Genomic DNA, 22,478 nt, shown 5'->3' on the forward strand with positions numbered 1-22,478 from the left:
TCTAGGATATAGGCTTCTTGGCTTTTAGCCATGTCATAACGATAAATTGAAATAAAAACAGGACTGAAAATTCATTTTATTTTTAGTTGCTCATCTACATCTTGATAACTAAATAGGTTATAAAGAAAGCTCATGCAAAAGATTCATATCCTCCAACCTTTGAAATATTGGCATGAAAATTGAACATAAAACCTTACTGGTGAAAAGAAGCCGAAGGAAACAAACATGAAGCTTGTAACTGCAATTGTAAAACCGTTTAAATTGGATGATGTGCGTGAAGCACTCTCTGACATTGGTGTACAAGGGATTACCGTAACTGAAGTTAAAGGTTTTGGTCGTCAAAAAGGACATACAGAACTTTACCGCGGCGCTGAGTATGTGGTTGATTTCTTACCTAAAGTAAAAATCGAAATTGCGATTAGTGATGAAATGGTCGACGCGGTAATTGAGTCAATTACACGTGTGGCAAGCACTGGAAAAATCGGCGACGGTAAGATTTTTGTGACTAATCTGGAACAAGTCATCCGTATCCGTACAGGTGAAACAGGACCAGATGCTGTCTAAATTGGCACAAAGCTTGCTGAGCAATAAATAGCTCGCAAATGAGGTTGGGGGACACGAATGAAAAAAATGCTTATGGCGCTGAGTTTAACCGGCGCACTTTTGGGTGGTACTGCCGCTTGGGCAGAAGAGACTGTAACAACACCAACATCTGAGGTTACAGCAACATCAACGTCTGAAGCTCCTGCAACAATTGCAGCGGCACCAGCAGCTGAGGAAACTCCGGCCGCTCCGACACCGACTGCAAAACTCGATACCGGTGATACATCTTGGATTTTAATTTCAACAGCTTTGGTTCTGTTGATGACAATTCCAGGCTTGGCGTTATTTTACGGTGGTATGGTCCGTAAGAAAAATGTCTTAAGCACTATGATGTTTAGCCTTTCTGCTGCAATTTTAGTAAGTTTGCTCTGGGTGATTGCAGGTTATTCAATCGCGTTCTCTGGCACAGGTGCATACTTTGGTGATTTGTCTAAAGCAATGCTCAATGGTGTCGCTTTTGATGCACTAAGTGGAACAATTCCTGAAAGCCTCTTTGTTATTTTCCAAATGACTTTCGCCATCATTACTGTCGCAATTTTGAGTGGCTCGATTGCTGACCGTATGAAATATTCAGCTTTCATGGCATTCATTGCAATTTGGGTACTTGTGGTTTATGCGCCAATTACTCACTGGGTGTGGGCGGCAGATGGCTGGTTATTTAAAGCAGGTGCATTAGATTTCGCTGGCGGTACGGTTGTACATATTAACTCCGGTGTTGCAGGCCTAGTTGCTGCTTATATGCTTGGTAAACGTATTGGTCTTGGCCGTGAATCTATGGCGCCACATAACTTAACTTTAACTGTAATCGGTGCAAGTTTACTTTGGGTGGGTTGGTTCGGCTTTAACGGTGGTAGTGCTTTAGGTGCTGGTGCCCGTGCAAGTATGGCAATTTTAGTGACTCAAGTTGCTGCCGCTGCTGCTGCGTTCTCTTGGTTGGTAGTAGAACGTATGATCCGTGGTAAAGCTTCTGTATTGGGCGGTGCGTCTGGAGCTGTTGCTGGTTTAGTTGTGATTACACCTGCAGCTGGTTTTGTTGGTGTAGGCGGAGCTTTAGTAATGGGCCTTATTGGTGGCGTAGTCTGCTTCTGGGGTATTACGGCACTTAAACGTTTACTTAAAGCCGATGATGCTTTGGATGCATTTGGCTTACACGCTGTAGGTGGTATTGTCGGTGCGATTTTAACTGGCGTATTTTATAGTGATGAAATCATTAAGGCAGCCAACGTAGCATTAGCACCAACATTCGCTGGTCAGTTGTGGGTACAAGTCGAAGGTGTGCTTGCGACAATGGTTTACAGTGGTATCGCAACTTTCATTATTCTTAAAGTGATTGACCTTATCATTGGACTTCGTGTTAATTCCGATGATGAACGTATGGGTCTGGATTTAAGCCAACATGGCGAACGTATTGAATAATCACTAATAATTCTTATATCAAAAACAGTCTTGTGCTGTGATCAAAGCGATGCTTTGATCTCGGACAGGACTGTTTTTTTGTCTCATAGAATGTTGGTTCTGTAAGTGTAGAAATTTTGCTACACTAGGTCAAAGTAATTGACCCTATTAAGTCCGCTATGCATTGTCCATTTTGCAACGCCGCAGATAGTAAAGTCATCGATTCGCGTCTAGCCGCAGAAGGCTGTCAGATTCGTCGACGTCGTGAGTGTGTAAGTTGCGGTGAACGTTTTACCACTTTTGAAAGCTATGAAGTGGTGATGCCCCGTGTGATCAAATCGAATGGAAAAAATGAACCGTTCGATGAGGCGAAGCTACGTCGTTCGCTTATGCATGCCTTACAAAAACGTCCAGTGACACAAGAGCAGATCGAGACGGTTCTAAGCGATATTCAGTTGCAAATTCGCCGTTTGGGTGAGCGTGATGTGAAATCCAGAACGATTGGTGAGATTGTCATGCAATCTTTATTTGCACTTGACCACGTTGCCTATGTTCGTTTTGCTTCGGTTTATCAAGACTTTCAGGATGTTGAAGCGTTTCGCCGCCAAATTGAGCAAATGCAACAACGTGAACACTAATCATTTGAGATTTTTATGTCTGAGTTAAAACAAGATCAATACTGGATGCAGCAAGCCATTGAACTTGCCAAACGAGGACTCTATTCGACAAAACCTAATCCGAATGTGGGTTGTGTGATTGTCAAAGATGATCAGGTGATTGGTGAAGGTTTTCACCCTAAAGCTGGTCAGCCCCATGCGGAAGTTTTTGCATTACGTCAGGCAGGCGAACAGGCACAAGGCGCAACTGCTTATGTGACGCTTGAGCCGTGTGCTCATTATGGACGAACCCCTCCGTGTGCTGAGGCGCTGGTTAAGGCGCAAGTTAAAAAAGTGGTAGTGGCATGTCCCGACCCAAACCCGCTTGTTGCGGGGAAGGGTGTTCAGATTTTGGAAAATGCCGGTATTGAAGTAGAAATCGGTATTTGTGAAGATTTGGCAGCTCAACTTAATCAAGGCTTTTTAAAAGCGATGTCTACCGGCATGCCATATGTACGATTAAAAGTTGCTTCTAGTCTTGATGGACGTACTGCGATGGCATCTGGTGAGTCGAAGTGGATTACAGGTTCTGCGGCCCGTCAAGACGTACAACATTGGCGTGCGATTTCAGGCGCTGTGATTACAGGTATTGAAACTGTAATTGCCGATGACTGCCAACTTAATGTACGTTCACTTCATAATATTGATATCGAAACGGTTGCTCAGCCAAAACGAGTAATTCTAGATCGGAGAGGACGTTTACCGCTCACCGCTAAAATATTAGAAAATCCTGAAACTGTCATGGTGATGGGGCCATATCGTCAGGAACTCGCTGACTTAGGCGTGATACAATTAGAAATTCAGCCTTTAAAAACGTTATTACAGACCTTATCTAAGCAATACCAAATTTATGATGTGCTGATCGAGGCTGGCGCGACATTATCAAGTGCCTTTTTGCAAGAAGGCTTGATTGATGAAATGATCAGTTATGTGGCTCCAACTTTATTGGGGCAAAGTGCTAGAGCCATGTTCAATGCAGATTTTGAATATATGGCACAGCAACTTCGTTTTAAACTTCTTGATGTAACACAACTTGATCAAGATATACGCTTAAGGTTAATCCCTACGCAAGAGAAAGTATGAATTCAGAGCCTTCGGTATACCACAAACGTCGTCATGCAGCCCGCACGACAGACGAATATCTTTTCCATCAGCTTGTCCCGTATTTGGGCAACAAGCGCCGATTGCTCCACTTGATTTTAGAAGCTCTGGAAATCACAGGGACGCTGAATAGCAAGAAAAAGAACCCCCCGATTTTTGCTGACTTTTTTGCAGGCAGTGGAGTGGTTTCTCGTTTAGCACGTCAAAATGGTTACCGTGTGATTGCAAATGACTGGGAACCTTATAGTCATGCTTTAAATCATGCAATTTTAGCGTGTGTCGATGCACCTGCTTTTAAAGAGTTGGGTGGCTATCAGAAAGCGATTGATTATTTAAACCGCTTACCCGAGGTTAAAGGCTGGGTAACACATAACCTTTGCCCTCGTAATGATGATGTCTATGATCCATCTCGTGATCGTTTATTCTTTAAACGTCGCAATGGTATGCGTATCGATGCGATTCGCCAGCAAATTGCAACATGGCAAGCGCAGGGTGCAATTAATGATGTAGAAATGAGTGCTTTGCTTGCGCCATTACTCTATTCAGCAAGTTTTGTGAGTAATACCAGTGGTGTATTTAAAAGCTTCCACCAAGGGTGGGGCGGACGTACACAAACAGCATTAGAGCGTATCGAATCACTACTTTGGTTAACTCCTAGCCGTTTCTGTGAGATTGGCGACCGTAAACGCCCCGCTGCTGAAATGTGGTGTGTAGATGCTCAGCATCTAGCAAATCAGATGAGCGGTTTTGAAGTAGATGTAGCCTATCTTGACCCACCTTATAATCAGCATGCTTACAGTAGTAACTATCACGTTTTAAATGCGTTGACGTTATGGGATCAAGTCGATTTACCACCGCCAGATACGAAAGGCTATAAGAGTGGTATTGACCGTGCATGGCGTAAAGAACGTCCAAGCCCATACAACTCTTCTAAACATGCAAAAGATGCGTATGAAAAATTACTTTCAACTATCAACGCACGTTATATTCTGACCAGTTATTCGACCGATGGTAACATTGAGCCGAAAGATTTACTGATGGCCAATCTGGAACGTGGAAAAGTGACTTTACTTACTCAAGATGTTCCACGTTATCGCGTAAGTAAACAACGTCAGTCAGAGCGTGCACGTGTGCTTGAGTTTATTGTAATTACCGATACTCATGCCAAACCAGGGCCACCGTTACGTCAATTGTTAGGCCAGCTTTACCACTTTGCCGAGCTAGGTGGTGTAGATACATCAGGCAATAGTACACAGCTCGCACTTTGGTAAGCGCTGCAATTTAAGCAGTGTAAAAGATTTGGAGATTGAGCCATGTTTACAGGCATTATTGAAAGTTTAGGTAAAGTAGAAAGCCTGCAAAGTGTAGGTGGGGATGTGCGTTTACGTATTCAAACCGATTTGGATATGTCTGACGTACATTTGGGTGACTCAATTGCAACTAACGGGATTTGCCTCACTGTGATTGAGTGGGGTGATAACTGGTATGCGGCTGATGTATCTCGTGAAAGTTTAAACCGTACGACTTTGGGTAACTGGAAAGTTGGTCAACGTGTCAATGTGGAAAAGGCAATGTTACCGACCACACGCTTTGGTGGGCACATTGTAAGTGGTCACGTTGATGGTGTAGGTGAAATTACCCTAGTACGTGAAGATGCTCGCTCAATTTATTTTGAAGTGACTGCGCCTGTAGAACTTGCTAAATATCTGGCAGAGAAGGGTTCAGTAACTGTAGATGGTATTAGCTTAACGATTAATCATTTACGCGGTAATATTTTAAGTTTAAACCTAATCCCACACACAGCAGAGCGTACTAATATTGGAACGTGGCAAGTGGGTAGCAAGGTCAACCTTGAAGTTGATGTTTTAGCACGTTATATCGAACGCTTATTACTAGGTGATAAAGCTGCTGAACAGAAAACCGAATCAAATATTAGTATGGCTTTCTTAGCTGAAAATGGTTTTTTAAAATAAACTTTTAAATTGCCAAAATGAAAAACCGGACATACGTTCCGGTTTTTTTTATTTTAAAAATTAATGCTTGGTGAGAGTAACTGAGTGTGTGCCGACCCAAGGTTTATTATGCTGAGTGCGAGTAATTGAAAATTCGCCTTTTTCCGATGCTCGTGTGAGTAAGATTGAAAGCGAATTAAAGTCGTTATGACTCATATAAAGTTCTTGTGCTGAGAAGGTCCATTGCTCGCCTTGATTAAGTTGCTCAATTTGCGTTGAAATCTGATGCGGAATGTCCATTTCTTACCCTCATTAATTTTCATAAATAATCATGACTTATTCTTATAATTGCTTGAACCATAAGAATATTATGCATGACCATTTTGTGACAATTAAATGTCATTTTTATGACAGGAAGAATATTAAAACTTTACTTTTCTATTTTTTCATCAGAAAAGTTAGAATTCTTTAAAATATATTCAATTTCTTCTTGAGCCGCAGCATGCAGTTTGGCGCGGAAAACTGTTACTGCCTGTTCAATTAAGCTTTCAGCTTCAAGTTCTAGGCGAACGCGTACACTTTCAAGCTCAGATAAGATCTGATCGTCAGTAATGCTAAGTTTTGCACCAGAAGAATAATCAATCGCTGGCGTTTCAGGGTTTTTCTGATAACGTGCAGTATGTTCAGCAACTTCTTGTTCTAAATGACTGCGTAAAGCCTGCAAAGCTTCCGTTTGTTCACTAAATTTACGAACTTCATCAGCTTGTAATTCAGCAGCATAAGCTGCTTCCTTTGCGCGCTTATCTGCAAGAGCTTTTTCTAAAGCAAGTTGGCGACGAATTCGCGCTTGCTCGATTAACTCTGCCTTTAAGTCAGCATATGCCTTTTCAATATTTTGTTGTGATTCTAATTGCGCTTTTTCGTCATTTAAAACCCACAGTTGAATAGGGGTCTGAGGCTCTAATAAATCACAAATACGAGCCAAATCCTGTTGATAAGCATGACGGACAGCTTCAGGCGCATTTAACCATCTTTTTTTAAAATCTTGCCCGACATTTAATGCCACCACAGTTCTCCTTTGCTCAACAGTATTTACATTTTAGCGCGTTATAATTTAAAGGTTCGAGGTTCTATACCTAAACGACGATACATTTTAAATTTTTCTCGGCCAATTTGCTTGGCTGCTTCATTATTTTCAACAATTTCTATAATGTGGCTAAAATGATTCACTTGTTCAAGTGCATGATTGTTAAAATTAAATACCAGCCAACCTTGTTCAGAAGGTTGTTTAGCCGAAATACATACTGCTGCATCTACCTGATCAACGCCATGGGCAATAAAGCTGGTCGGATCAAAGCTCCACAATTTTTCATCAAGTGTTTGTTGTAACTGCACATCTGGGCAATACCACCAGATTTGTGAATGCTTCAGTAAAATTTTTCGACATAAACGGCAAGCACTATCGACTTGCCGTTCTTCACTGGTCTCAAACAGATAAAAGCTAACTTTAGCCATTCGTACTTACACGGTTAGCCAAGAATTGCATAAGTAGCGGTACTGGACGACCAGTTGCGCCTTTTGCTGAGCCTGATAACCATGCTGTTCCGGCAACATCCAAATGAGCCCAGCGATAGTCACGAGTAAAACGCCCAAGGAAGCAGGCTGCTGTAATTGCGCCGCCATGTGGTCCACCAATGTTAGCGATGTCTGCAAAAGGAGAGTCCAATAGTTCTTGATAATCATCAATCACTGGCATGCGCCATACACGGTCAAATGACTGCTCACCAGCTTGTTGGAGTTCAGCTGCCAAAGTATCGTCCGGAGAGAATAAACCACTCAGTACTTTACCTAACGCAACTACGCAAGCACCAGTTAATGTTGCGATATCAATCACAACTGCCGGATTGAAACGTTTGATATACGTTAAGGTGTCGCAAAGGACCAAACGGCCTTCAGCGTCAGTGTTTAAAATTTCAACGGTCTGCCCACTCATGGTTGTTACAATGTCGCCTGGGCGAGTTGCTTTACCTGAAGGCATATTTTCCGCAGCTGCAATCGCACCCACAACATGGATTGGAAGACGTGCCTCACATAAAGCACGGATTGTGCCGAGTACAGAAGCTGCACCACACATATCAAACTTCATTTCATCCATGCCAAGCCCTGGTTTTAAAGAAATACCGCCTGTATCAAAAGTTACGCCTTTACCGACAAGTACGACAGGAGCTTGTTCAAGCTGTGCTTGGTATTCAAGAGTCACAATACGGCCCGGACGCTCAGACCCTTTGCTGACTGCAAGAAATGCATACATGCCTAAATCAGCCATTTGTTGCTCATTTAAGACAGTGACTTTAAGTAAGTCTGGGAATTCTGCAGCTAAAGCTAACGCCTGTTCTGCCAGATATTCAGGGAAACAGATATTACCTGGTCGGTTTCCTAAGTCACGAGCATAAGACTGACCAGATTGTACGGCATGTACTAAAGCGAGTTGATTTTCATCAAGGCTGGTTTGTGAGCTAATTAAATCAACTTGTTGTAACACAAATTCATTTTTTTTCGATTTAAACTCATCATAACCATAAGCTGCTTGAGTTAAGCTTAATGCAAATAAATAATGGTATTCGACAGGTAACGCAGCAATATCAATTGCGATATGCTTAAATTTATTTTGTGCTGACTTGATAATGGTTTGCGCCAATTTTGCTAACTTAGCTGCTTGAAGTTCAGCTGCTTTTCCTAAACCAAGTAATTGGCTATGGGGCTGAGTGCTAAGTTGACCAAATAATGGCAACGTTTCATTGAAGTTGGCTTTAAATTGAGTTGCTGTAAGAATACTTTCTAGATTATTGATTTGATATGTATTGAGATTGCTTTGTAGCTGTTCTGAATCAACTAAAATCCACAAAGATTCATTAGATGTTTGTTCAGGAAAAGTTGTATAAGTTGTAAATTTCATGGCTGCCGTGATTGCCTATAGAAAGTTATGTTGGATTAAAACATTGAAACACTTTCAAGCATAGCGTTGCAATGTGCGGTTTTATATTTTTAACATTCGGGTAAACTAGCGTTCGTCCCGATTAGCCTTTTGGAAGTATTAATTTGATTATTCGGCGTTATCTCGTCAAGCAAGTTGTCTCTACCTCATTGGTGGTCATTGCATTATTGACCTTAATCATGATGGGTGGTCGTCTGATCAAATACTTTGGTGTGGCGGCACAGGGGCGGCTAGATGCCAGTATCTTGTTTAGCATCATTGGATATCGTTTACCTGAATTTCTAACCCTCATTTTACCACTTGGGTTTTTTATTGGTTTAATGTTGGTGTTTGGTCGTTTATATGTTGACCATGAAATGGCCGTATTGAATGGTAGTGGGGTAAGTCGTCATCAGTTAGCGCGCTTACTTATTCCAATGACACTGGTTTACATGGTGTGTCAGTCCGTACTTATGCTTTGGATGACGCCATGGGGACTTCGTGAATTCGAAAAATTAACTACAACCCAAGCAGTGCGTACAGGGTTTGACTTGGTGCGACCAAGAGAGTTTATTTCTTCTGGACCTTATACGATTTATGCAGGTTCATTGTCAGAAGACCGAAAGAATTTGAAGGATATTTTCTTTTATCAGCGCGCTGCTAAAGAAGATAAGCCAGATGTTATGATTTTGGCAAAAGAAGCGACTCGTGTAGAAGTTGCAAATGACACCGCCAATGTCGTTGATCTAGTACAAGGTCGTCGCTATGAAATCTTCCCGGGACAACCAAAATATACACAAGCAGAGTTTCAGTCTTATCGTCTACGTTTAGAAAATGACAAAGATGTTAAGTTTGAGAGTGGCGATGTAGAAGCACTATCAACAACAAAACTATTTTCTAAAGCAAATGATCCGGTCGTAAGAAGTGAGTTGGGCTGGCGCTTATTTGGTCCGTTTACCATTATTATTGCCTTGATGCTATCTGTGGCATTGTCGGAAGTAAGCCCACGACAAGGTCGTTATTATCGTCTTATTCCATCTATCTTTATTTTCGCGAGTTTGATCGTACTCATGATTGCAATTAAAACTCGTATAAGTAAAGGAGAACTGGATATTTGGGCTTATCCAGTGGCTTTATTGGTTTATGCAATCGCAGCTGCCTTATTTTCACGTAAGCAGAAATTAGGGCCGAAAATCAAGAAACAGATTAAGCGAGTGAAATTATAATGTTAGCACGTCGAATAGTCGCCAAATATGTGACGAAAACCACTGCGCTCGCAATGTTTGGTACCACCATTGTTTTGTCTGTTTTGCAAATCCTGTTTACTTATCTGGGTGAATTAGGTGAGCTAAAACCTGACTATAATGCATGGCAAGCTTTTATCTATGTGTTATGGGGTGCCCCTCGCTATCTATATGAAATTTTACCTATCTCGGCCTTAATTGGCGCTGTGATTGGGTTAGGCGCTTTAGCATCCAATAGTGAGCTGATCGTGATGCGTTCGGTCGGGATTAGCTTATGGCGTATTGTAGGTTGGGTTATGCGCTCAGCTTTGCTACTTATTGTTTTGTCTTTTGCTCTAAGTGAGTGGGTTGTTCCCTATACAAATGAGAAAGCCCAAAGTGTTAAAAGCCATCGATCAGTTGCTGCTTTAGGTGAAGTGAAAGGCTATTGGTCACGAGAAGGGCAACGTTTTATTTATATTGATTATGCGAACTCACAAGGAAATTTAAGAGATATTCAGGTCGTAGACTTTAACAAAGACTACCATTTACAGTCTTTAATTAATGCAGAGCAAGGAAAGTTTATCCAGGATGGTCAATGGACTTTACAAAAAGCCAGCCAGATGGACATTCTTACAGATGGTAATTCGATACTAAATAATCATGATCAGCAGTCTTTAGGTTTGGCTCTACAGCCTAAATATGTACACATGGTGACTTTAGACCCTGAGGACTTGTCTCCAAGTCAGCTGATTAGTTTTATGCGCTATATGGACGAATATAGCCAAGTACCGAAAACTTACCAATTAGCTTTTTGGCAAAAAGTCGCTTCTCCATTTTCACTCATTACTCTTGTATTAGTGGCTTGTTCTTTTATTTTTGGTCCACTACGTCAACAGTCGATGGGTTTCCGTTTGGTGATCGCACTCTTCATTGGTTTAGGCTTTTATTATTTACAAGACTTCTTGGGCTACGCAAGTTTGGTATACGCGCCTTCACCAGCTTGGTTTGTACTCATGCCTATTATTTTAATGTTTGGTGCCGGAAGTTATTTGCTTTATCGGGCCCGTTAAATTGAAAGTATATGAATGGCTTTCTCAATGAGGAGCATTGGGGAAAGCCATAGGAAAAAATAGAGTCTTCACCGAAAATTCGGTAAGATATTGCGATGAAATTGTAGACAAAAGAGAAATTGATTATGACGGATGCAACTGCTGGCAAGATCCCTCACGTTCTGGTCATTATGGATGGTGTTGGACACCGTGAAGCGATTGAAGATAATGCTTTTCTTGCAGCAAAAACCCCGAATTTAACTGCAATGAAAGCAAAGCATCCAAATAGTCTCATTTCTGGTTCTGGTGAAGATGTTGGTTTACCTGATGGACAAATGGGTAACTCTGAAGTTGGTCACATGAACCTTGGCGCTGGCCGAGTGTTATACCAAGACTTCACACGTATTACTAAAGATATTCGTACTGGTGCTTTTTTTGAGCACGAAGTATTGGTTGATGCCGTAGAAAAAGCAAAAGCAGCGGGTGGCTCAGTTCATATTATGGGCCTACTCTCTGAAGGCGGTGTTCACTCACATGAAGATCATATTGTGGCGATGTGTGAACTTGCCTTAAAAGGCGGTGCGAAAGTTTACTTACATGCATTCCTTGATGGTCGTGATACTCCTCCACGTAGTGCTCAATCTTCATTAGAAAAATTAGACGCCTTATTCGCTCAATATGAAGGCAAGGGCCGTATTGCAACCATGATTGGTCGCTATTTTGCAATGGATCGTGATAACCGTTGGGATCGTGTTGAGCAGGCTTACCGTTTATTAACGGAAGGTGAAGCTGTTCGTACTGCAACTACTGCGGTTGAAGGCTTAGAGCTTGCATATGCTGCAAATGAAAATGATGAGTTTGTAAAAGCAACCCGTATTGGTGAGATCGCTAAAGTTCAAGATGGCGATAGCGTTGTATTTATGAATTTCCGTGCTGACCGTGCCCGTGAAATTACGCGTGCGTTTGTTGAAAAAGATTTTGCAGGTTTTGAGCGTAAAGTTGTACCGAACCTTTCTAAATTTGTCATGTTGACGCGTTATCAGGCAAGTATTGATGCACCTGTGGCATATATGCCTGAAGAGTTAAAGAACTCGCTTGGTGAATATTTATCTTCTTTAGGTAAAACGCAATTACGTATTGCTGAAACTGAGAAATATGCCCATGTGACTTTCTTCTTTAGTGGTGGTCGTGAAGACGAATATCCAGGTGAAAAGCGTATTTTAATTCCATCACCAAACGTTGCGACATATGACTTAAAGCCTGAAATGAGTGCTTATGAAGTAACTGATGAGCTAGTCAAAGCAATTAACTCGGGTGAGTACGACTTACTTGTTGTGAACTATGCCAATGGTGATATGGTCGGTCATACAGGCGTATTTGATGCTGCAGTTAAAGCCGTTGAAGCAGTTGATACATGTTTAGGTCGTGTATACGAAGCTGTAATGGCGAAAAAAGGCCATATGCTTATTACGGCTGACCACGGTAATGTTGAACAAATGCAAGATTATGAAAGTGGTCAGGTTCATACTCAGCATACAACAGAGCTTGTGCCTTTTATTTATGTGGGGCCAACCCAAGCAACGATTGCAGAAGGTGGCGTGCTTGCTGATGTTGCACCGACCATTCTGAACTTAATGCAGATTCCTGTGCCTGCTGAAATGCAAGGCCGTAATCTCATTACATTGTCTGCTTAAGCGATAGGTGACTAAATGCTGCAACACAATATATATAAAGCTTTTTTTGTTAGCGTATTGATGTGTTGCAGCCAGCTTGCTCTTGCAGCCCCTGTTGTAAAAGAAAAATTATCGCCTCTGCATGCTGATGCCCCAGAGTCAGAAGAAAGTTATGCAGAAGTACCTATTGAGTCTATTCAACAGTTTGTACAAATATATGGAATCGTCCGTGATAACTATGTCGATGAAAAATCGGACGATGCTTTATTTTTACAGGCAATTAAAGGTTTAGTCAGTGGTCTAGACCGTTACTCCCGCTATTTGTCAGCTGAAGAATACCGTCAACTCATTCAATATACTGAAGGGGATCTTGCTTCAGTTGATTTTGTACTAAGCCCCGAATCACATGTTCATAAATGGATGATTCGTGACCTTAAGACGGGTTCTGACTCATATAAACTAGGCTTAAGAAATGGCCAAACTATTTTAAAGATTGATAATCAGGAACTTAAAAATCTGACACATGATCAGGTGCTAGGTTTGCTTTATGGATCGATAGGCTCGACGCTTCAAGTACAAACAGAAGAGTCAAATAGTCCAATTAGTTTAGTCCGTAATAAAAAGATTGAAACCGATATTGAGCCTGTGATGTTGCACAATCAGGTGTTGGTATTAAAAATTAGAGTATTTCAACAAGATACCGCCAATGAGATTAAGCGTTTAATTGAAGAAAATAGTTCTTCGCGTTTAAAAGCGGTGTTAATTGATTTAAGAAATAACCCAGGCGGCTTGTTATCTGCTGCTGTTGAGTCAGCCGATTTATTTTTAAATCATGGCATTATTGTCTCTACAAAAAGTCGTTCAGAAGGCAACCAGCAATTTCAGGCTTTACCGGGTAACGATTTCCAAAATATAAAAGTTGGTATTTTAATTAATCACCGATCTGCCTCGGCAGCAGAAGTTTTTACTGCTGCAATGAAAGAGCATCAGCGTGCTTGGGTCATGGGTGAAAAAAGTTATGGAAAGGGTGTTGTGCAAAAGCTTTTCCCTCTACCAAGTGGGGCAGCGCTACAAATGACAGTCTCACATTACTACACACCAAATGGTAATATGATTGAGGGGCAAGGTATTCAGCCTAACCAGACTTATCCCTTACCCCCAGAAATGAAAGAAGAAGTTTATCTAGATCGTGTTGCCGATCTCCTTTTAAAAAGAAAGTAAATTTTATACTTCCTGTTCTGTCTCCGTATCTAAGCCAAATTTTTTCAGACGATAGCGTAAAGAGCGGAAAGTCATTCCTAATTTTTTAGCTGCTAAGGTACGATTCCAATGAGTCATATTGAGTGCATTGAGTAAAATATCTTTTTCAATATTTTCTAAATAACGTTCTAAGCCTTCACTTGGTAATTTTTTTACGACTTGAGGAGCTGCCACAGTGGTTTGTATGCTTTGAGCAGCCGAAGCAAAAGGATTAGAAATATTTGCTCTTAGTGGAGCAGGATGTAAATGAGATACATCTATAGTGGTATCTTCACTTAAGGTAATTGCGCGCTCAATCATATTTCTTAATTCACGAACATTACCCGGAAAGTGTTGCTGTAGCAGATAAGTTTTGGCCGCTTCTGTTAATTGTTTAGGTGGTGTTTCCCACTCTATACAAATTTTCTGAATAAAGTGATTGGCCAGTAAAAGGACATCTTCGCCACGTTCACGTAGAGGTGGCAATATGAGGTCCATAACGTGAATACGGAAGAATAAATCTTGACGGAATTTACCTTGTCTAACCAATAAATCTAAGTCTTGATGACTTGCACTAATCACACGGAAATCAACATCGATTTCCTGATCTGAACCGACGGGTCGGATCTTTTTTTCCTGTACTGCACGGAGCAGTTTGACCTGCATACTTAAAGGTAATTCGGCAATTTCATCTAAAAATAAACTGCCACCGTGTGCCGATAAAATGAGACCTTGCTTATCTTGAGTTGCTCCGGTAAAGCTCCCTTTTTTATGCCCAAACAACTCACTTTCCATCAGTTCGGTTGGAATAGCACCGCAATTAATCGCAATAAAAGGGCCTTCACTACGGTTACTCAGCCGATGAACCAGATTGGCAACTACTTCTTTACCTGTTCCAGACTCACCGGTAACAAATACCGGTGCTTGTGAGCGCGCAATTTTTTTAATTGCAATACGTAGCTGCTGGATGGGTAGAGAACGGCCGATTAATAATTTATTTTCTAACGCATTCTCGGCAGCATCATGCTCTACTTTTTGCCGATTCAAGGCTTTTTGTAATAATTGATCTAGATGTACTTGGTTGACCGGTTTGCTTACAAAATCAAAAGCGCCTGCTTTTAATGCTGCAATTGCAATATCCATATTGCCGTAGGCAGTTAAAACGGCAATGGGAGTATTAGTATAATTTTGAGAGACATGTTTAACTAAATCTATCCCGCTCCCATCGGGTAGGTTTAAGTCGGTTAAACATGCGTCGTAATGAAACTGAGTGAAGAGTTGTTTGGCCTGTTCAACCCGATAAGCAAGATGTGTTTTAATCCCCATTCGTGCAAGTGTCATTTGCATTAAAAGGCACAAATCTTCTTCATCGTCTACAAGCAAAACCAGTGGTTGCTGTTCTGCCATTTCCCCAAAAACCTAATAAAAAAATCAATATATTATTGGGCATTCTATTCTGAAGCATGCCCCTTGTTTTTGCTCTACATAGGTGAGCTTTGCATGGTTCGCCTCACAAAAACTATGAGACAAATATAATCCTAAACCAGTTCCATTAATTTCGGTACTAAAAAATGGTTTAAATAATTGAGATATATCACGTTTTGAAACACCTTCACCGTAATCGATCACATCAATATAAATTTTATTTGTCTGTGAATGGATGTTGACCGTAATGTACGGTGAGTCGGGGGCATTATGCCGTAAAGCATTTCTCACCAGATTAATCATGACTTGTCTTAATTGTTTTTCATCAAATAAAAATTTTAAAGAACTATCCGAAATTTTAAGTTGAATTGAATGTTTAACGTCAAATAAATCTTCTTCGAGCAATGTATCTATGAAGTGTTTTACATCGATCTGGATAGGATGTGTTCTTTCGCTACGAGCAAGCCCTAAAGTATCTTGAACAATACTATCAATGCGTTTGGTTTGTTTGCCAATCATATGACGCAAAGTATTTTGTTGTTCTGGATCGCTATCTTTCAGTAACTCATTTGCTTGTACGATTGCAGCGAGAGGATTGCGGATCTCATGTGCAATACTTGCTGAGAGTTGCCCTAGCGCAGCAAGCTTAAGCTGTTGTGCTTGCTGATTAATTTGTTGGGCATCTTGTAAAATGAGCAGGGTTAGCGTTTGTTGTGGGACCAAAAGGTGTTGCACTTTAATATTGATGGAGTACGCCGATAGCCGAGACTCAAAAATGAATCGGTCACCTTCTTTTAAGTCGCCAAACTTTAAAATTTCAAATAAATCGGTATGCCACTTTGCTAAAGGATATTTTTCATTGGCAAATTGAGGGGGAATACCCAAGAGTGAACAGGCCGCAGGATTACTGACAACGATGTCGTAATTCTCATCCAAAACTAAATAGCCTTCTTCAATTTGTTCTAAGATATAACGGTTAATATTTTGGAGTTGATAAAGTTCAATTGACTGATGAAAGGTGAGTGCTTCAAGTAATTTAAAGCGCTGCACAGCAATTTGGCCAATACCATGAACCACAAAAAATAAAAAAGCTAAGAGAGCGCTATTACCAATAGTATTTAGATTGTTATAGTCAAATAGACTACCTACAAATCGTTGGTAAATAACAGCGATAACCGCAAGCAATGTAATCAGCAAAGACATTCTTGCGCTGAGTAAAATCGCCGAGGTAAAGATGGCAATTACATAGAGTAAGCTGAGTTGTAAATTTGGTTCACCCACAGAAAAAGTCAGTAAACTCAAACAAATAATATCAACAATAAAAAATAAAATAAGCTGTCGCGTGGCTTGAGTGGCAATAAATTTAAAGCATAACAGCTGAACAAGACTTAAGAGGGAATACCCGAGTAGTGTGTAGGAATATAAGGCAGGTTGCTGCAAACTGTTATCAGTTTGCGCATCGGTTAAAACCAAAATAATATTCAGGCTAACCGCAATAATAAGACGGTATAAGCCATACCAAGTGCCCAAACGAAAAATCGTATGGGACAAGGATGAATTTAAGGGAAATTGCATGTAAGTTTGGTTATGGCTTGATCAAACCGTAACGAATCGCAAGATGTGTTAGTTTTACATCGCTATCAATTCCTAACTTTTCAAAAATACGATAACGGTAAGTATTTACAGTTTTCACACTTACAAAAAGTTTATCGGCAATTTCTTGGGCGCTAATACAGTTGACGACCATCATTGCAACTTGCATTTCCCGTTCCGATAACGAATCAAAAGGGGATTGTTGAGTGTCGGATAAATATGAGCTCGCGAGTTGTTCGGCAATATCTGCACTAAAATATTTACCGCCTTGCATGACCTTATTAATTGCACGAACCATTTCGGCAATTGGCGCGCCTTTAGTGATATAGCCTTTTGCACCGGCTTTTAATAATAAAGATGGGTAAGGCTCTTCGGCGAGGCCGCTTACAGCAATGACTTTTGTCTCTGGAGCCGTCTGTAATAAACGACGGGTTGTTTCTACGCCACCGATGCCCGGCATGTTGACATCCAGCAGTACGACTTGCGGATGTTGTTGGCGAACGATAGCAATTGCTTCTTCGCCCGATTCGGCTTGTCCAATTACCTCAACATCGGCATGATCTTCTAACATACGGCAAATACCCGTACGTACCAGTTCATGGTCATCGACAACTAAAACTGTAATCAAGAAGACCTCCTTTCTTTCAAAAAACAAGTTTTTTGTTACATAAAGCAAAATAAGCTTGCAATGGAATGACAAAATTAGCAATCCTATTCTTCTATAGTGAGCGAATAGTTGTGCACAATTGTGTCGGTAAAAGCTTTATACCTTATATCTCAAATGTAAGGCATAATGATAGTAAGCGCAAATGTGTGTCACCCTGAGTCGAGTATTGTGCCGTGAAAAATTCTAAAAAGTCTTTAATGCATGTGCTAAGCATGTCTATTTTGCTTAGTTTGAGTTCAACAAGCTTTGCAGAACTCGTCAATAACCCGTCTTCAGGGAGTACTGGTACTGCAAGTTTAAATTGGTCTGCAGCGGATGCTAGTCAACTTTTAAATGATGAAGATGATGAACCGACTCCGCAAGGTTCAACTTCTGTAACCACAACTTTGCGTGGCAGTAATGCGCCAAGAGTTATTACTTCTGCCCCTAAAGTTGCTCCAATCCGTGATACTGTGGGTTATAACGCCCAGCCAAGTGTCAGTGCACGTGCTGCACTTGTAATGGATGCACAAACAGGTGAGGTACTTTATAGTAAAAATACCAACGCATCAGTGCCGATCGCTTCTATTACCAAATTGATGACAGCAGTTGTAACGGCAGATGCCCGTTTAAACATGTCTGAAGAAATTACACTTGAGCAAATTGATTTTGCTGGGGCTGGCGGGAAAAACTCAAGCTCAACACTTCGTGTTGGCGATAAAATGAACCGCGCAGAAGTTCTTCTGTTTGCTCTGATGAAGTCAGAAAATCCGGCAGCAGCAGCTCTAGCGCGTACTTATCCGGGTGGCCGTGCTGCATTCGTGGCGGCAATGAATGCTAAAGCGCGTGCTTTAGGTATGAATGCAACTCATTATTATGAGTCAACTGGTTTAGATCCGCGTAATGTATCTTCTGCACGTGACTTGGGAATTTTGGCGAGTACAGCATCTCAATATGGTTTGATTCGTCAGTTCTCAACCACACCGACCTATGACTTTAATTTAGGTTATCGTGTTCTTAAATCAAATAATACAAATGCTTTAGTCCGTAATGGTGGTTGGAATATCAACTTATCTAAGACTGGTTATATTAATGAAGCAGGCCGTTGTGTAGTTATGCATACTACTGTGAACTCACGTCCAGCAGTGATTGTATTATTGGGTGAGCCAAGTACTCAGGCACGTAATAACGATGCAACTAACTTGCTCGGTTGGTTAAGTAATTTGCCAAAACGTATTTAATTTAATTATTTTTAAAAACGCTTCTTTAGAAGCGTTTTTTATGCCATTTAAAAAGCATAAAAAAACGGCTGTATTAAACAGCCGCTTTTTATAAAAACTCAGATTTTACATATTAGATAAAATCGAATCTTTTACTTGGTCCATTGTTGCATCAATTGACAACATCACTGCATCAGCACATTGTTTGATTGCTGTATCAGGGTCTTTCAAGCCATTACCCGTTACAGTACATACAATGACAGAACCTTCAGCAATTTTACCCGCTTTAATATCACGGATTGCACCGCCAATAGAAGCAGCAGATGCTGGCTCAACAAATACACCTTCATACATAGAAAGTAAGCGTTGAGCTTCTAAAATTTCGCTGTCTTGAAGTTCATCGAACCAACCTTTAGAGTCACGTACTACAGCTTTTGCATGGTTCCAGCTTTGTGGGTTACCAATACGAATCGCAGTTGCAACTGTTTCCGGTTTTTCTACTGGAGCACCACGTAAGAAAGGAGCTGCGCCAGAAGCTTGATAACCTACCATTGTTGGTAAGCCTTCTGGTTTTGGACCGGTGAATTGATCAGTCGCAGCGTCATAAACAACTTGTTCAAATTGGTCAGCAGGCTGGTTAGCTACTGCTTCGGTATAACCCATCCAGTGAGCTGTAATGTTACCTGCGTTACCAACTGGTAAGCAGTGGTAATCAGGTGCACGGCCTAAAGCTTCAACGATTTCATAAGCAATAGTTTTTTGACCTTGCAAACGGTAAGGGTTGATTGAGTTTACAATCGTTACAGGTGCTTGATCAGCCACTTCTTTTACAAGACGCATACCATCATCGAAGTTACCACGGATTTGCATAGTGATCGCACCATACATCATGGCTTGCGCCATTTTACCCATCGCAATTTTGCCTTCTGGAATCAAAACAAACGCTTTGATACCTGCACGTGCAGCATAGGCAGCAGCAGCAGCAGAAGTGTTACCTGTAGATGCACAGATAATTGCTTTAGAGCCTTCTTCAACTGCTTTGGTTACAGCCATGGTCATACCACGGTCTTTAAATGAACCAGTCGGGTTTAAGCCCTCGTATTTCACATAAATTTCAACGTCTTTGCCAATAATACGTGGAATATTCTCAAGTTTAATGAGAGGGGTGTTGCCTTCACCCAAAGAGATAGCACGAGTAGTTGCCGAAACTGGCAAACGGTCACGATAACGATCTACAAGACCAGTATAACGATTGGCATTAGACATGATGGTGTTCCAATTATGAGGTGAAGCGGGAGAGGGAATCTTTCCCTCAACCTGATTAACTATCGAGCGATTCTAAACGAATTCTTACGATTTCGCCACGAATTGCAGGTAATGCTTGAATTTGCGCAAGAGCGTCATCCATTTTGGATTCAACGATTGGATCGGTCAAAATCACAATTGGAATGAGGTCTTTTAAGCGAGATTGTTGCATGATGGCATCAATACTGATTCCGGCACGGCTTAAGATGGTCGTCACATCTGCAAGTACACCAGTCTGATCTTCAGCATTTAAGCGGATGTAATAACCTGTGGTCATTTCTTCACGGCTTAAAATTGGCATATTTGTTAATGCTTCAAAAGCCAGTTGAGGAATTGTGCCTGCGCCATCTTCTGTATAAGAAATATCACGAACGATATCAATTACATCGGCAACAACCGCAGAAGCTGTTGGGCCTGCACCAGCACCAGCACCGTAATAAAGCGTTGGGCCTACTGCGTTGGCTTGAACTAAAACAGCATTTTTAACGCCGTTTACGTTCGCAATAAGCTGCTCATCTGGAATAAGTGTTGGGTGAACACGTAGCTCAATACCCTTTTCAGCACGGCGGGCAATGCCTAGATGTTTAATACGGAAACCCAGCTCCTCAGCATACTTCACATCTTGTGCAGTAATTTTGCTGATACCTTCGGTATAGACTTTATCGAACTGCAAAGGAATACCAAACGCACAAGACGCTAAAATTGTAAGCTTGTGTGCAGCGTCAATACCTTCAACGTCAAAAGTTGGGTCCGCTTCTGCATAACCGAGTTCTTGAGCTTCTTTTAATACATCATCAAATGCGCGGCCTTTTTCACGCATTTCAGTCAAAATAAAGTTACCTGTGCCATTAATAATGCCTGCAAGCCATTCGATATGGTTTGCCGCAAGGCCTTCACGAATCACTTTAATAATTGGAATACCGCCAGCAACAGCTGCTTCATAAGCAATTTGTACAGCATTATCTTCTGCTGCTTTAAATAGTTCATTACCATGTTCAGCGAGTAATGCTTTGTTTGCAGTCACGACTTGTTTGCCGTGCTTGATCGCTTCCATAATGATTTCGTAAGCAGGATGAATACCACCCATAACTTCTACAACCACATCCACATCGGGTTGACGAACGATATCAAGTAAGTCTGCGCTTTGTTTAATCCCTTCCAATTCGAGATCTGGACGAGGACGACGTGTTCCAACGTGGGTAATTTGAATTTCTCGACCGGTGCGACGTTTAATTTCAGCGGCATTTTCTTGTAGTAGTTTAAGGGCTCCTCCACCTACGGTACCTAGACCGAGTATTGCCAGGCGAACTGGTTTCACGTCACACTCCATATCATCATTGAATCATTTAATTGAAGCTAGATCATAGCTAAAAAAAACGCCAGACTCTAGCGCTTTTAGCGCCTGTTCAGTGATTTAGAGTGCGATGTTTGGAAAAGAAGAGTAGATCACTCTTTAAACACTGGTATGAAAAGAAGTATTTATTGAAAAAACAAAGCGCTGCAATAAGATCAGCGCTTTATTTGTAAGATGGATGATGAATTGTTCATCAACTTGGAGAGGGTTATTTATCCAATCGTTTAATCAATTCATCTGGTGTTAAGTAGCCACCCAAGTACTCACCATCAACATTATAAATAGCTGGTGTACCATTTACGCCCATGTTTAGACCAAGTTGGTATTGTTCGCGAACAGGGTTTTTACATTGAGCAGGTGGAATACTAATGCCCTGTACAGCTTGGTCAAATGCAGCTTTACGGTCTGCACTACACCAAACCGCTTCCATAGTTGGCATAAACTGTTCGCCGCGTGGCCATGCAATGTAACGAACTTCAATACCTTTCTCATTAATCTCAGCTAAATGCTCATGTAATTTATGGCAGTAAGGACAGCTTGCATCGGTAAACACATAAATCACATGTTTAGCTTTACCGCCTTTAGCTGGATAAACAATTAAGTCTTCATTTTTTAAAGCAGCAAGATGCTTTTTGTTTTCTGAGGCTTGAAGGCTATCGCCGATATTATGAAGTTCTTTACCGCCTAAACGGATGACATCGCCTTGAATCAGGTATTTACCATCACTTGTTGTATAAACCGACGTCATTCCTTCAAGGTTAACCCAATATAAATTAGGAACTTCGGTAGGCTTAATATCTAAAATTTTGACGTTGATGTTTGCATTCTTAAATTGTTTTTGCAAAGTTTCAATTAAACGCTGTTTAGCATTGCGTTCAATAATGGTTGAAGCTTCCCCTGTAGCAGGTGCGGTCGCTGTGAGCGCATCTTCTTTTTGTGGTTTGTTTTCTTTAGAACAAGCACTGAACAACAGGCTAGAAGCCAAAGCACAGGCAAGAAAAATTTGAGATCGGGTAAAGGACATAGATAACCCTTATTTCATCAGTATTTATAGTCAGAAGCTGCTA

At 41.1% G+C, this 22,478-nt stretch carries 21 protein-coding genes; 11 read left to right on the forward strand and 10 right to left on the reverse strand.

From position 1 onward, the window contains the following. Positions 1 to 225 precede the first annotated feature (225 nt). From glnK to RFX69_RS11495, 6 genes are all read left to right on the forward strand, one after another. A complete protein-coding gene (gene glnK / locus RFX69_RS11470) occupies positions 226 to 564 on the forward strand; it encodes a P-II family nitrogen regulator (protein ID WP_000780326.1) in 339 nt (112 codons plus the stop codon). Positions 565 to 621: 57 nt separating this feature from the next. After that, positions 622 to 2,019 carry an ammonium transporter gene (locus tag RFX69_RS11475; protein WP_000738520.1) on the forward strand — a complete coding sequence of 466 codons (1,398 nt, stop codon included), beginning with the start codon at positions 622 to 624 and terminating at the stop codon, positions 2,017 to 2,019. Between the two features lie 158 nt (positions 2,020 to 2,177). Further along, positions 2,178 to 2,636, forward strand: coding sequence for a transcriptional regulator NrdR (gene nrdR, locus RFX69_RS11480; protein WP_000543541.1), 459 nt, complete (start codon positions 2,178 to 2,180; stop codon positions 2,634 to 2,636). 15 nt (positions 2,637 to 2,651) lie between these two features. Further along, positions 2,652 to 3,737: a bifunctional diaminohydroxyphosphoribosylaminopyrimidine deaminase/5-amino-6-(5-phosphoribosylamino)uracil reductase RibD gene (gene ribD, locus RFX69_RS11485; RefSeq protein WP_016685789.1), complete on the forward strand. Its 1,086-nt coding sequence runs from the start codon at positions 2,652 to 2,654 to the stop codon at positions 3,735 to 3,737. Then, positions 3,734 to 5,026 (forward strand): DNA adenine methylase, encoded by a 1,293-nt coding sequence (locus tag RFX69_RS11490; protein ID WP_001083669.1) that lies wholly within the window; start codon positions 3,734 to 3,736, stop codon positions 5,024 to 5,026. Before ribD ends, RFX69_RS11490 begins: the two co-directional genes overlap by 4 nt. A gap of 42 nt (positions 5,027 to 5,068) precedes the next feature. Continuing rightward, positions 5,069 to 5,728: a riboflavin synthase gene (locus tag RFX69_RS11495; protein ID WP_000493866.1), complete on the forward strand. Its 660-nt coding sequence runs from the start codon at positions 5,069 to 5,071 to the stop codon at positions 5,726 to 5,728. A gap of 60 nt (positions 5,729 to 5,788) precedes the next feature. Here RFX69_RS11495 and RFX69_RS11500 read toward each other — a convergent pair whose 3' ends face one another. The 4 genes from RFX69_RS11500 to RFX69_RS11515 all read right to left on the reverse strand — a co-directional run bounded on the left by RFX69_RS11500 (position 5,789) and on the right by RFX69_RS11515 (position 8,663). Continuing rightward, positions 5,789 to 6,007: a hypothetical protein gene (locus RFX69_RS11500; RefSeq protein ID WP_000354154.1), complete on the reverse strand. Its 219-nt coding sequence runs from the start codon at positions 6,005 to 6,007 to the stop codon at positions 5,789 to 5,791. Between the two features lie 130 nt (positions 6,008 to 6,137). Then, positions 6,138 to 6,776: a hypothetical protein gene (locus RFX69_RS11505; protein WP_001988710.1), complete on the reverse strand. Its 639-nt coding sequence runs from the start codon at positions 6,774 to 6,776 to the stop codon at positions 6,138 to 6,140. Between the two features lie 38 nt (positions 6,777 to 6,814). After that, a complete protein-coding gene (locus RFX69_RS11510) occupies positions 6,815 to 7,222 on the reverse strand; it encodes a DNA polymerase III subunit chi (protein ID WP_001151592.1) in 408 nt (135 codons plus the stop codon). After that, on the reverse strand, positions 7,215 to 8,663 hold the full coding sequence (locus tag RFX69_RS11515) for a leucyl aminopeptidase (protein WP_289332653.1): 1,449 nt from the start codon (positions 8,661 to 8,663) through the stop codon (positions 7,215 to 7,217). The genes RFX69_RS11510 and RFX69_RS11515 overlap by 8 nt, the downstream gene beginning before the upstream one ends. A 143-nt stretch (positions 8,664 to 8,806) precedes the next feature. Between RFX69_RS11515 and lptF the strand changes: the two genes are divergently transcribed. From lptF to RFX69_RS11535, 4 genes are all read left to right on the forward strand, one after another. Continuing rightward, positions 8,807 to 9,907, forward strand: a complete 1,101-nt coding sequence (gene lptF, locus RFX69_RS11520) for an LPS export ABC transporter permease LptF (RefSeq protein ID WP_289332654.1) — start codon at positions 8,807 to 8,809, stop codon at positions 9,905 to 9,907. Next, positions 9,907 to 10,977 (forward strand): LPS export ABC transporter permease LptG, encoded by a 1,071-nt coding sequence (lptG, locus tag RFX69_RS11525; RefSeq protein WP_000881094.1) that lies wholly within the window; start codon positions 9,907 to 9,909, stop codon positions 10,975 to 10,977. Before lptF ends, lptG begins: the two co-directional genes overlap by 1 nt. 125 nt (positions 10,978 to 11,102) lie before the next feature. After that, the gene (gene gpmI / locus RFX69_RS11530; RefSeq protein ID WP_289332655.1) at positions 11,103 to 12,650 is read left to right on the forward strand and encodes a 2,3-bisphosphoglycerate-independent phosphoglycerate mutase; all 1,548 of its coding nucleotides are present in this window, start codon (positions 11,103 to 11,105) and stop codon (positions 12,648 to 12,650) included. Between the two features lie 15 nt (positions 12,651 to 12,665). Continuing rightward, on the forward strand, positions 12,666 to 13,850 hold the full coding sequence (locus RFX69_RS11535) for a S41 family peptidase (protein WP_000939107.1): 1,185 nt from the start codon (positions 12,666 to 12,668) through the stop codon (positions 13,848 to 13,850). Positions 13,851 to 13,853: 3 nt separating this feature from the next. Here RFX69_RS11535 and RFX69_RS11540 read toward each other — a convergent pair whose 3' ends face one another. The 3 genes from RFX69_RS11540 to RFX69_RS11550 are packed head-to-tail and all read right to left on the reverse strand — an operon-like array spanning position 13,854 to position 17,514. After that, positions 13,854 to 15,275: a sigma-54 dependent transcriptional regulator gene (locus RFX69_RS11540; protein ID WP_289332656.1), complete on the reverse strand. Its 1,422-nt coding sequence runs from the start codon at positions 15,273 to 15,275 to the stop codon at positions 13,854 to 13,856. A gap of 24 nt (positions 15,276 to 15,299) precedes the next feature. Further along, the gene (locus RFX69_RS11545; protein WP_032014308.1) at positions 15,300 to 16,868 is read right to left on the reverse strand and encodes a PAS domain-containing sensor histidine kinase; all 1,569 of its coding nucleotides are present in this window, start codon (positions 16,866 to 16,868) and stop codon (positions 15,300 to 15,302) included. Between the two features lie 10 nt (positions 16,869 to 16,878). Further along, entirely contained in the window at positions 16,879 to 17,514 is a 636-nt protein-coding gene (locus tag RFX69_RS11550; protein WP_000633799.1) for a response regulator, read from the reverse strand. Positions 17,515 to 17,726: 212 nt separating this feature from the next. Between RFX69_RS11550 and pbpG the strand changes: the two genes are divergently transcribed. After that, positions 17,727 to 18,773 (forward strand): D-alanyl-D-alanine endopeptidase PBP7/8, encoded by a 1,047-nt coding sequence (gene pbpG, locus RFX69_RS11555; RefSeq protein WP_001984577.1) that lies wholly within the window; start codon positions 17,727 to 17,729, stop codon positions 18,771 to 18,773. Positions 18,774 to 18,878: 105 nt separating this feature from the next. On the opposite strand, the gene thrC is transcribed toward pbpG, so the two are convergent. The 3 genes from thrC to RFX69_RS11570 all read right to left on the reverse strand — a co-directional run bounded on the left by thrC (position 18,879) and on the right by RFX69_RS11570 (position 22,435). Beyond that, positions 18,879 to 20,018 carry a threonine synthase gene (gene thrC / locus RFX69_RS11560; RefSeq protein ID WP_000063593.1) on the reverse strand — a complete coding sequence of 380 codons (1,140 nt, stop codon included), beginning with the start codon at positions 20,016 to 20,018 and terminating at the stop codon, positions 18,879 to 18,881. Positions 20,019 to 20,073: 55 nt separating this feature from the next. Beyond that, positions 20,074 to 21,375, reverse strand: coding sequence for a homoserine dehydrogenase (locus RFX69_RS11565; protein ID WP_000805827.1), 1,302 nt, complete (start codon positions 21,373 to 21,375; stop codon positions 20,074 to 20,076). A 244-nt stretch (positions 21,376 to 21,619) separates the two neighbouring features. Then, on the reverse strand, positions 21,620 to 22,435 hold the full coding sequence (locus RFX69_RS11570) for a DsbC family protein (RefSeq protein WP_000011163.1): 816 nt from the start codon (positions 22,433 to 22,435) through the stop codon (positions 21,620 to 21,622). Positions 22,436 to 22,478: the final 43 nt, after the last annotated feature.

The sequence above is a fragment of the Acinetobacter sp. 148 genome, assembly GCF_031196675.1.
Classification (GTDB): domain Bacteria; phylum Pseudomonadota; class Gammaproteobacteria; order Pseudomonadales; family Moraxellaceae; genus Acinetobacter; species Acinetobacter baumannii.

What these genes read in the sequence shown, in the direction of transcription:
- RFX69_RS11500 (WP_000354154.1), bottom strand. Translation starts at nt 6,007, where the DNA reads ATGGACATTCCGCATCAGATTTCAACGCAAATTGAGCAACTTAATCAA.
- gpmI (WP_289332655.1), top strand. Translation starts at nt 11,103, where the DNA reads ATGACGGATGCAACTGCTGGCAAGATCCCTCACGTTCTGGTCATTATG.
- RFX69_RS11515 (WP_289332653.1), bottom strand. Translation starts at nt 8,663, where the DNA reads ATGAAATTTACAACTTATACAACTTTTCCTGAACAAACATCTAATGAA.
- RFX69_RS11540 (WP_289332656.1), bottom strand. Translation starts at nt 15,275, where the DNA reads ATGGCAGAACAGCAACCACTGGTTTTGCTTGTAGACGATGAAGAAGAT.
- lptG (WP_000881094.1), top strand. Translation starts at nt 9,907, where the DNA reads ATGTTAGCACGTCGAATAGTCGCCAAATATGTGACGAAAACCACTGCG.
- RFX69_RS11490 (WP_001083669.1), top strand. Translation starts at nt 3,734, where the DNA reads ATGAATTCAGAGCCTTCGGTATACCACAAACGTCGTCATGCAGCCCGC.
- thrC (WP_000063593.1), bottom strand. Translation starts at nt 20,018, where the DNA reads ATGTCTAATGCCAATCGTTATACTGGTCTTGTAGATCGTTATCGTGAC.
- RFX69_RS11510 (WP_001151592.1), bottom strand. Translation starts at nt 7,222, where the DNA reads ATGGCTAAAGTTAGCTTTTATCTGTTTGAGACCAGTGAAGAACGGCAA.
- ribD (WP_016685789.1), top strand. Translation starts at nt 2,652, where the DNA reads ATGTCTGAGTTAAAACAAGATCAATACTGGATGCAGCAAGCCATTGAA.
- glnK (WP_000780326.1), top strand. Translation starts at nt 226, where the DNA reads ATGAAGCTTGTAACTGCAATTGTAAAACCGTTTAAATTGGATGATGTG.
- nrdR (WP_000543541.1), top strand. Translation starts at nt 2,178, where the DNA reads ATGCATTGTCCATTTTGCAACGCCGCAGATAGTAAAGTCATCGATTCG.
- RFX69_RS11535 (WP_000939107.1), top strand. Translation starts at nt 12,666, where the DNA reads ATGCTGCAACACAATATATATAAAGCTTTTTTTGTTAGCGTATTGATG.
- RFX69_RS11545 (WP_032014308.1), bottom strand. Translation starts at nt 16,868, where the DNA reads ATGCAATTTCCCTTAAATTCATCCTTGTCCCATACGATTTTTCGTTTG.
- RFX69_RS11475 (WP_000738520.1), top strand. Translation starts at nt 622, where the DNA reads ATGAAAAAAATGCTTATGGCGCTGAGTTTAACCGGCGCACTTTTGGGT.
- RFX69_RS11570 (WP_000011163.1), bottom strand. Translation starts at nt 22,435, where the DNA reads ATGTCCTTTACCCGATCTCAAATTTTTCTTGCCTGTGCTTTGGCTTCT.
- RFX69_RS11495 (WP_000493866.1), top strand. Translation starts at nt 5,069, where the DNA reads ATGTTTACAGGCATTATTGAAAGTTTAGGTAAAGTAGAAAGCCTGCAA.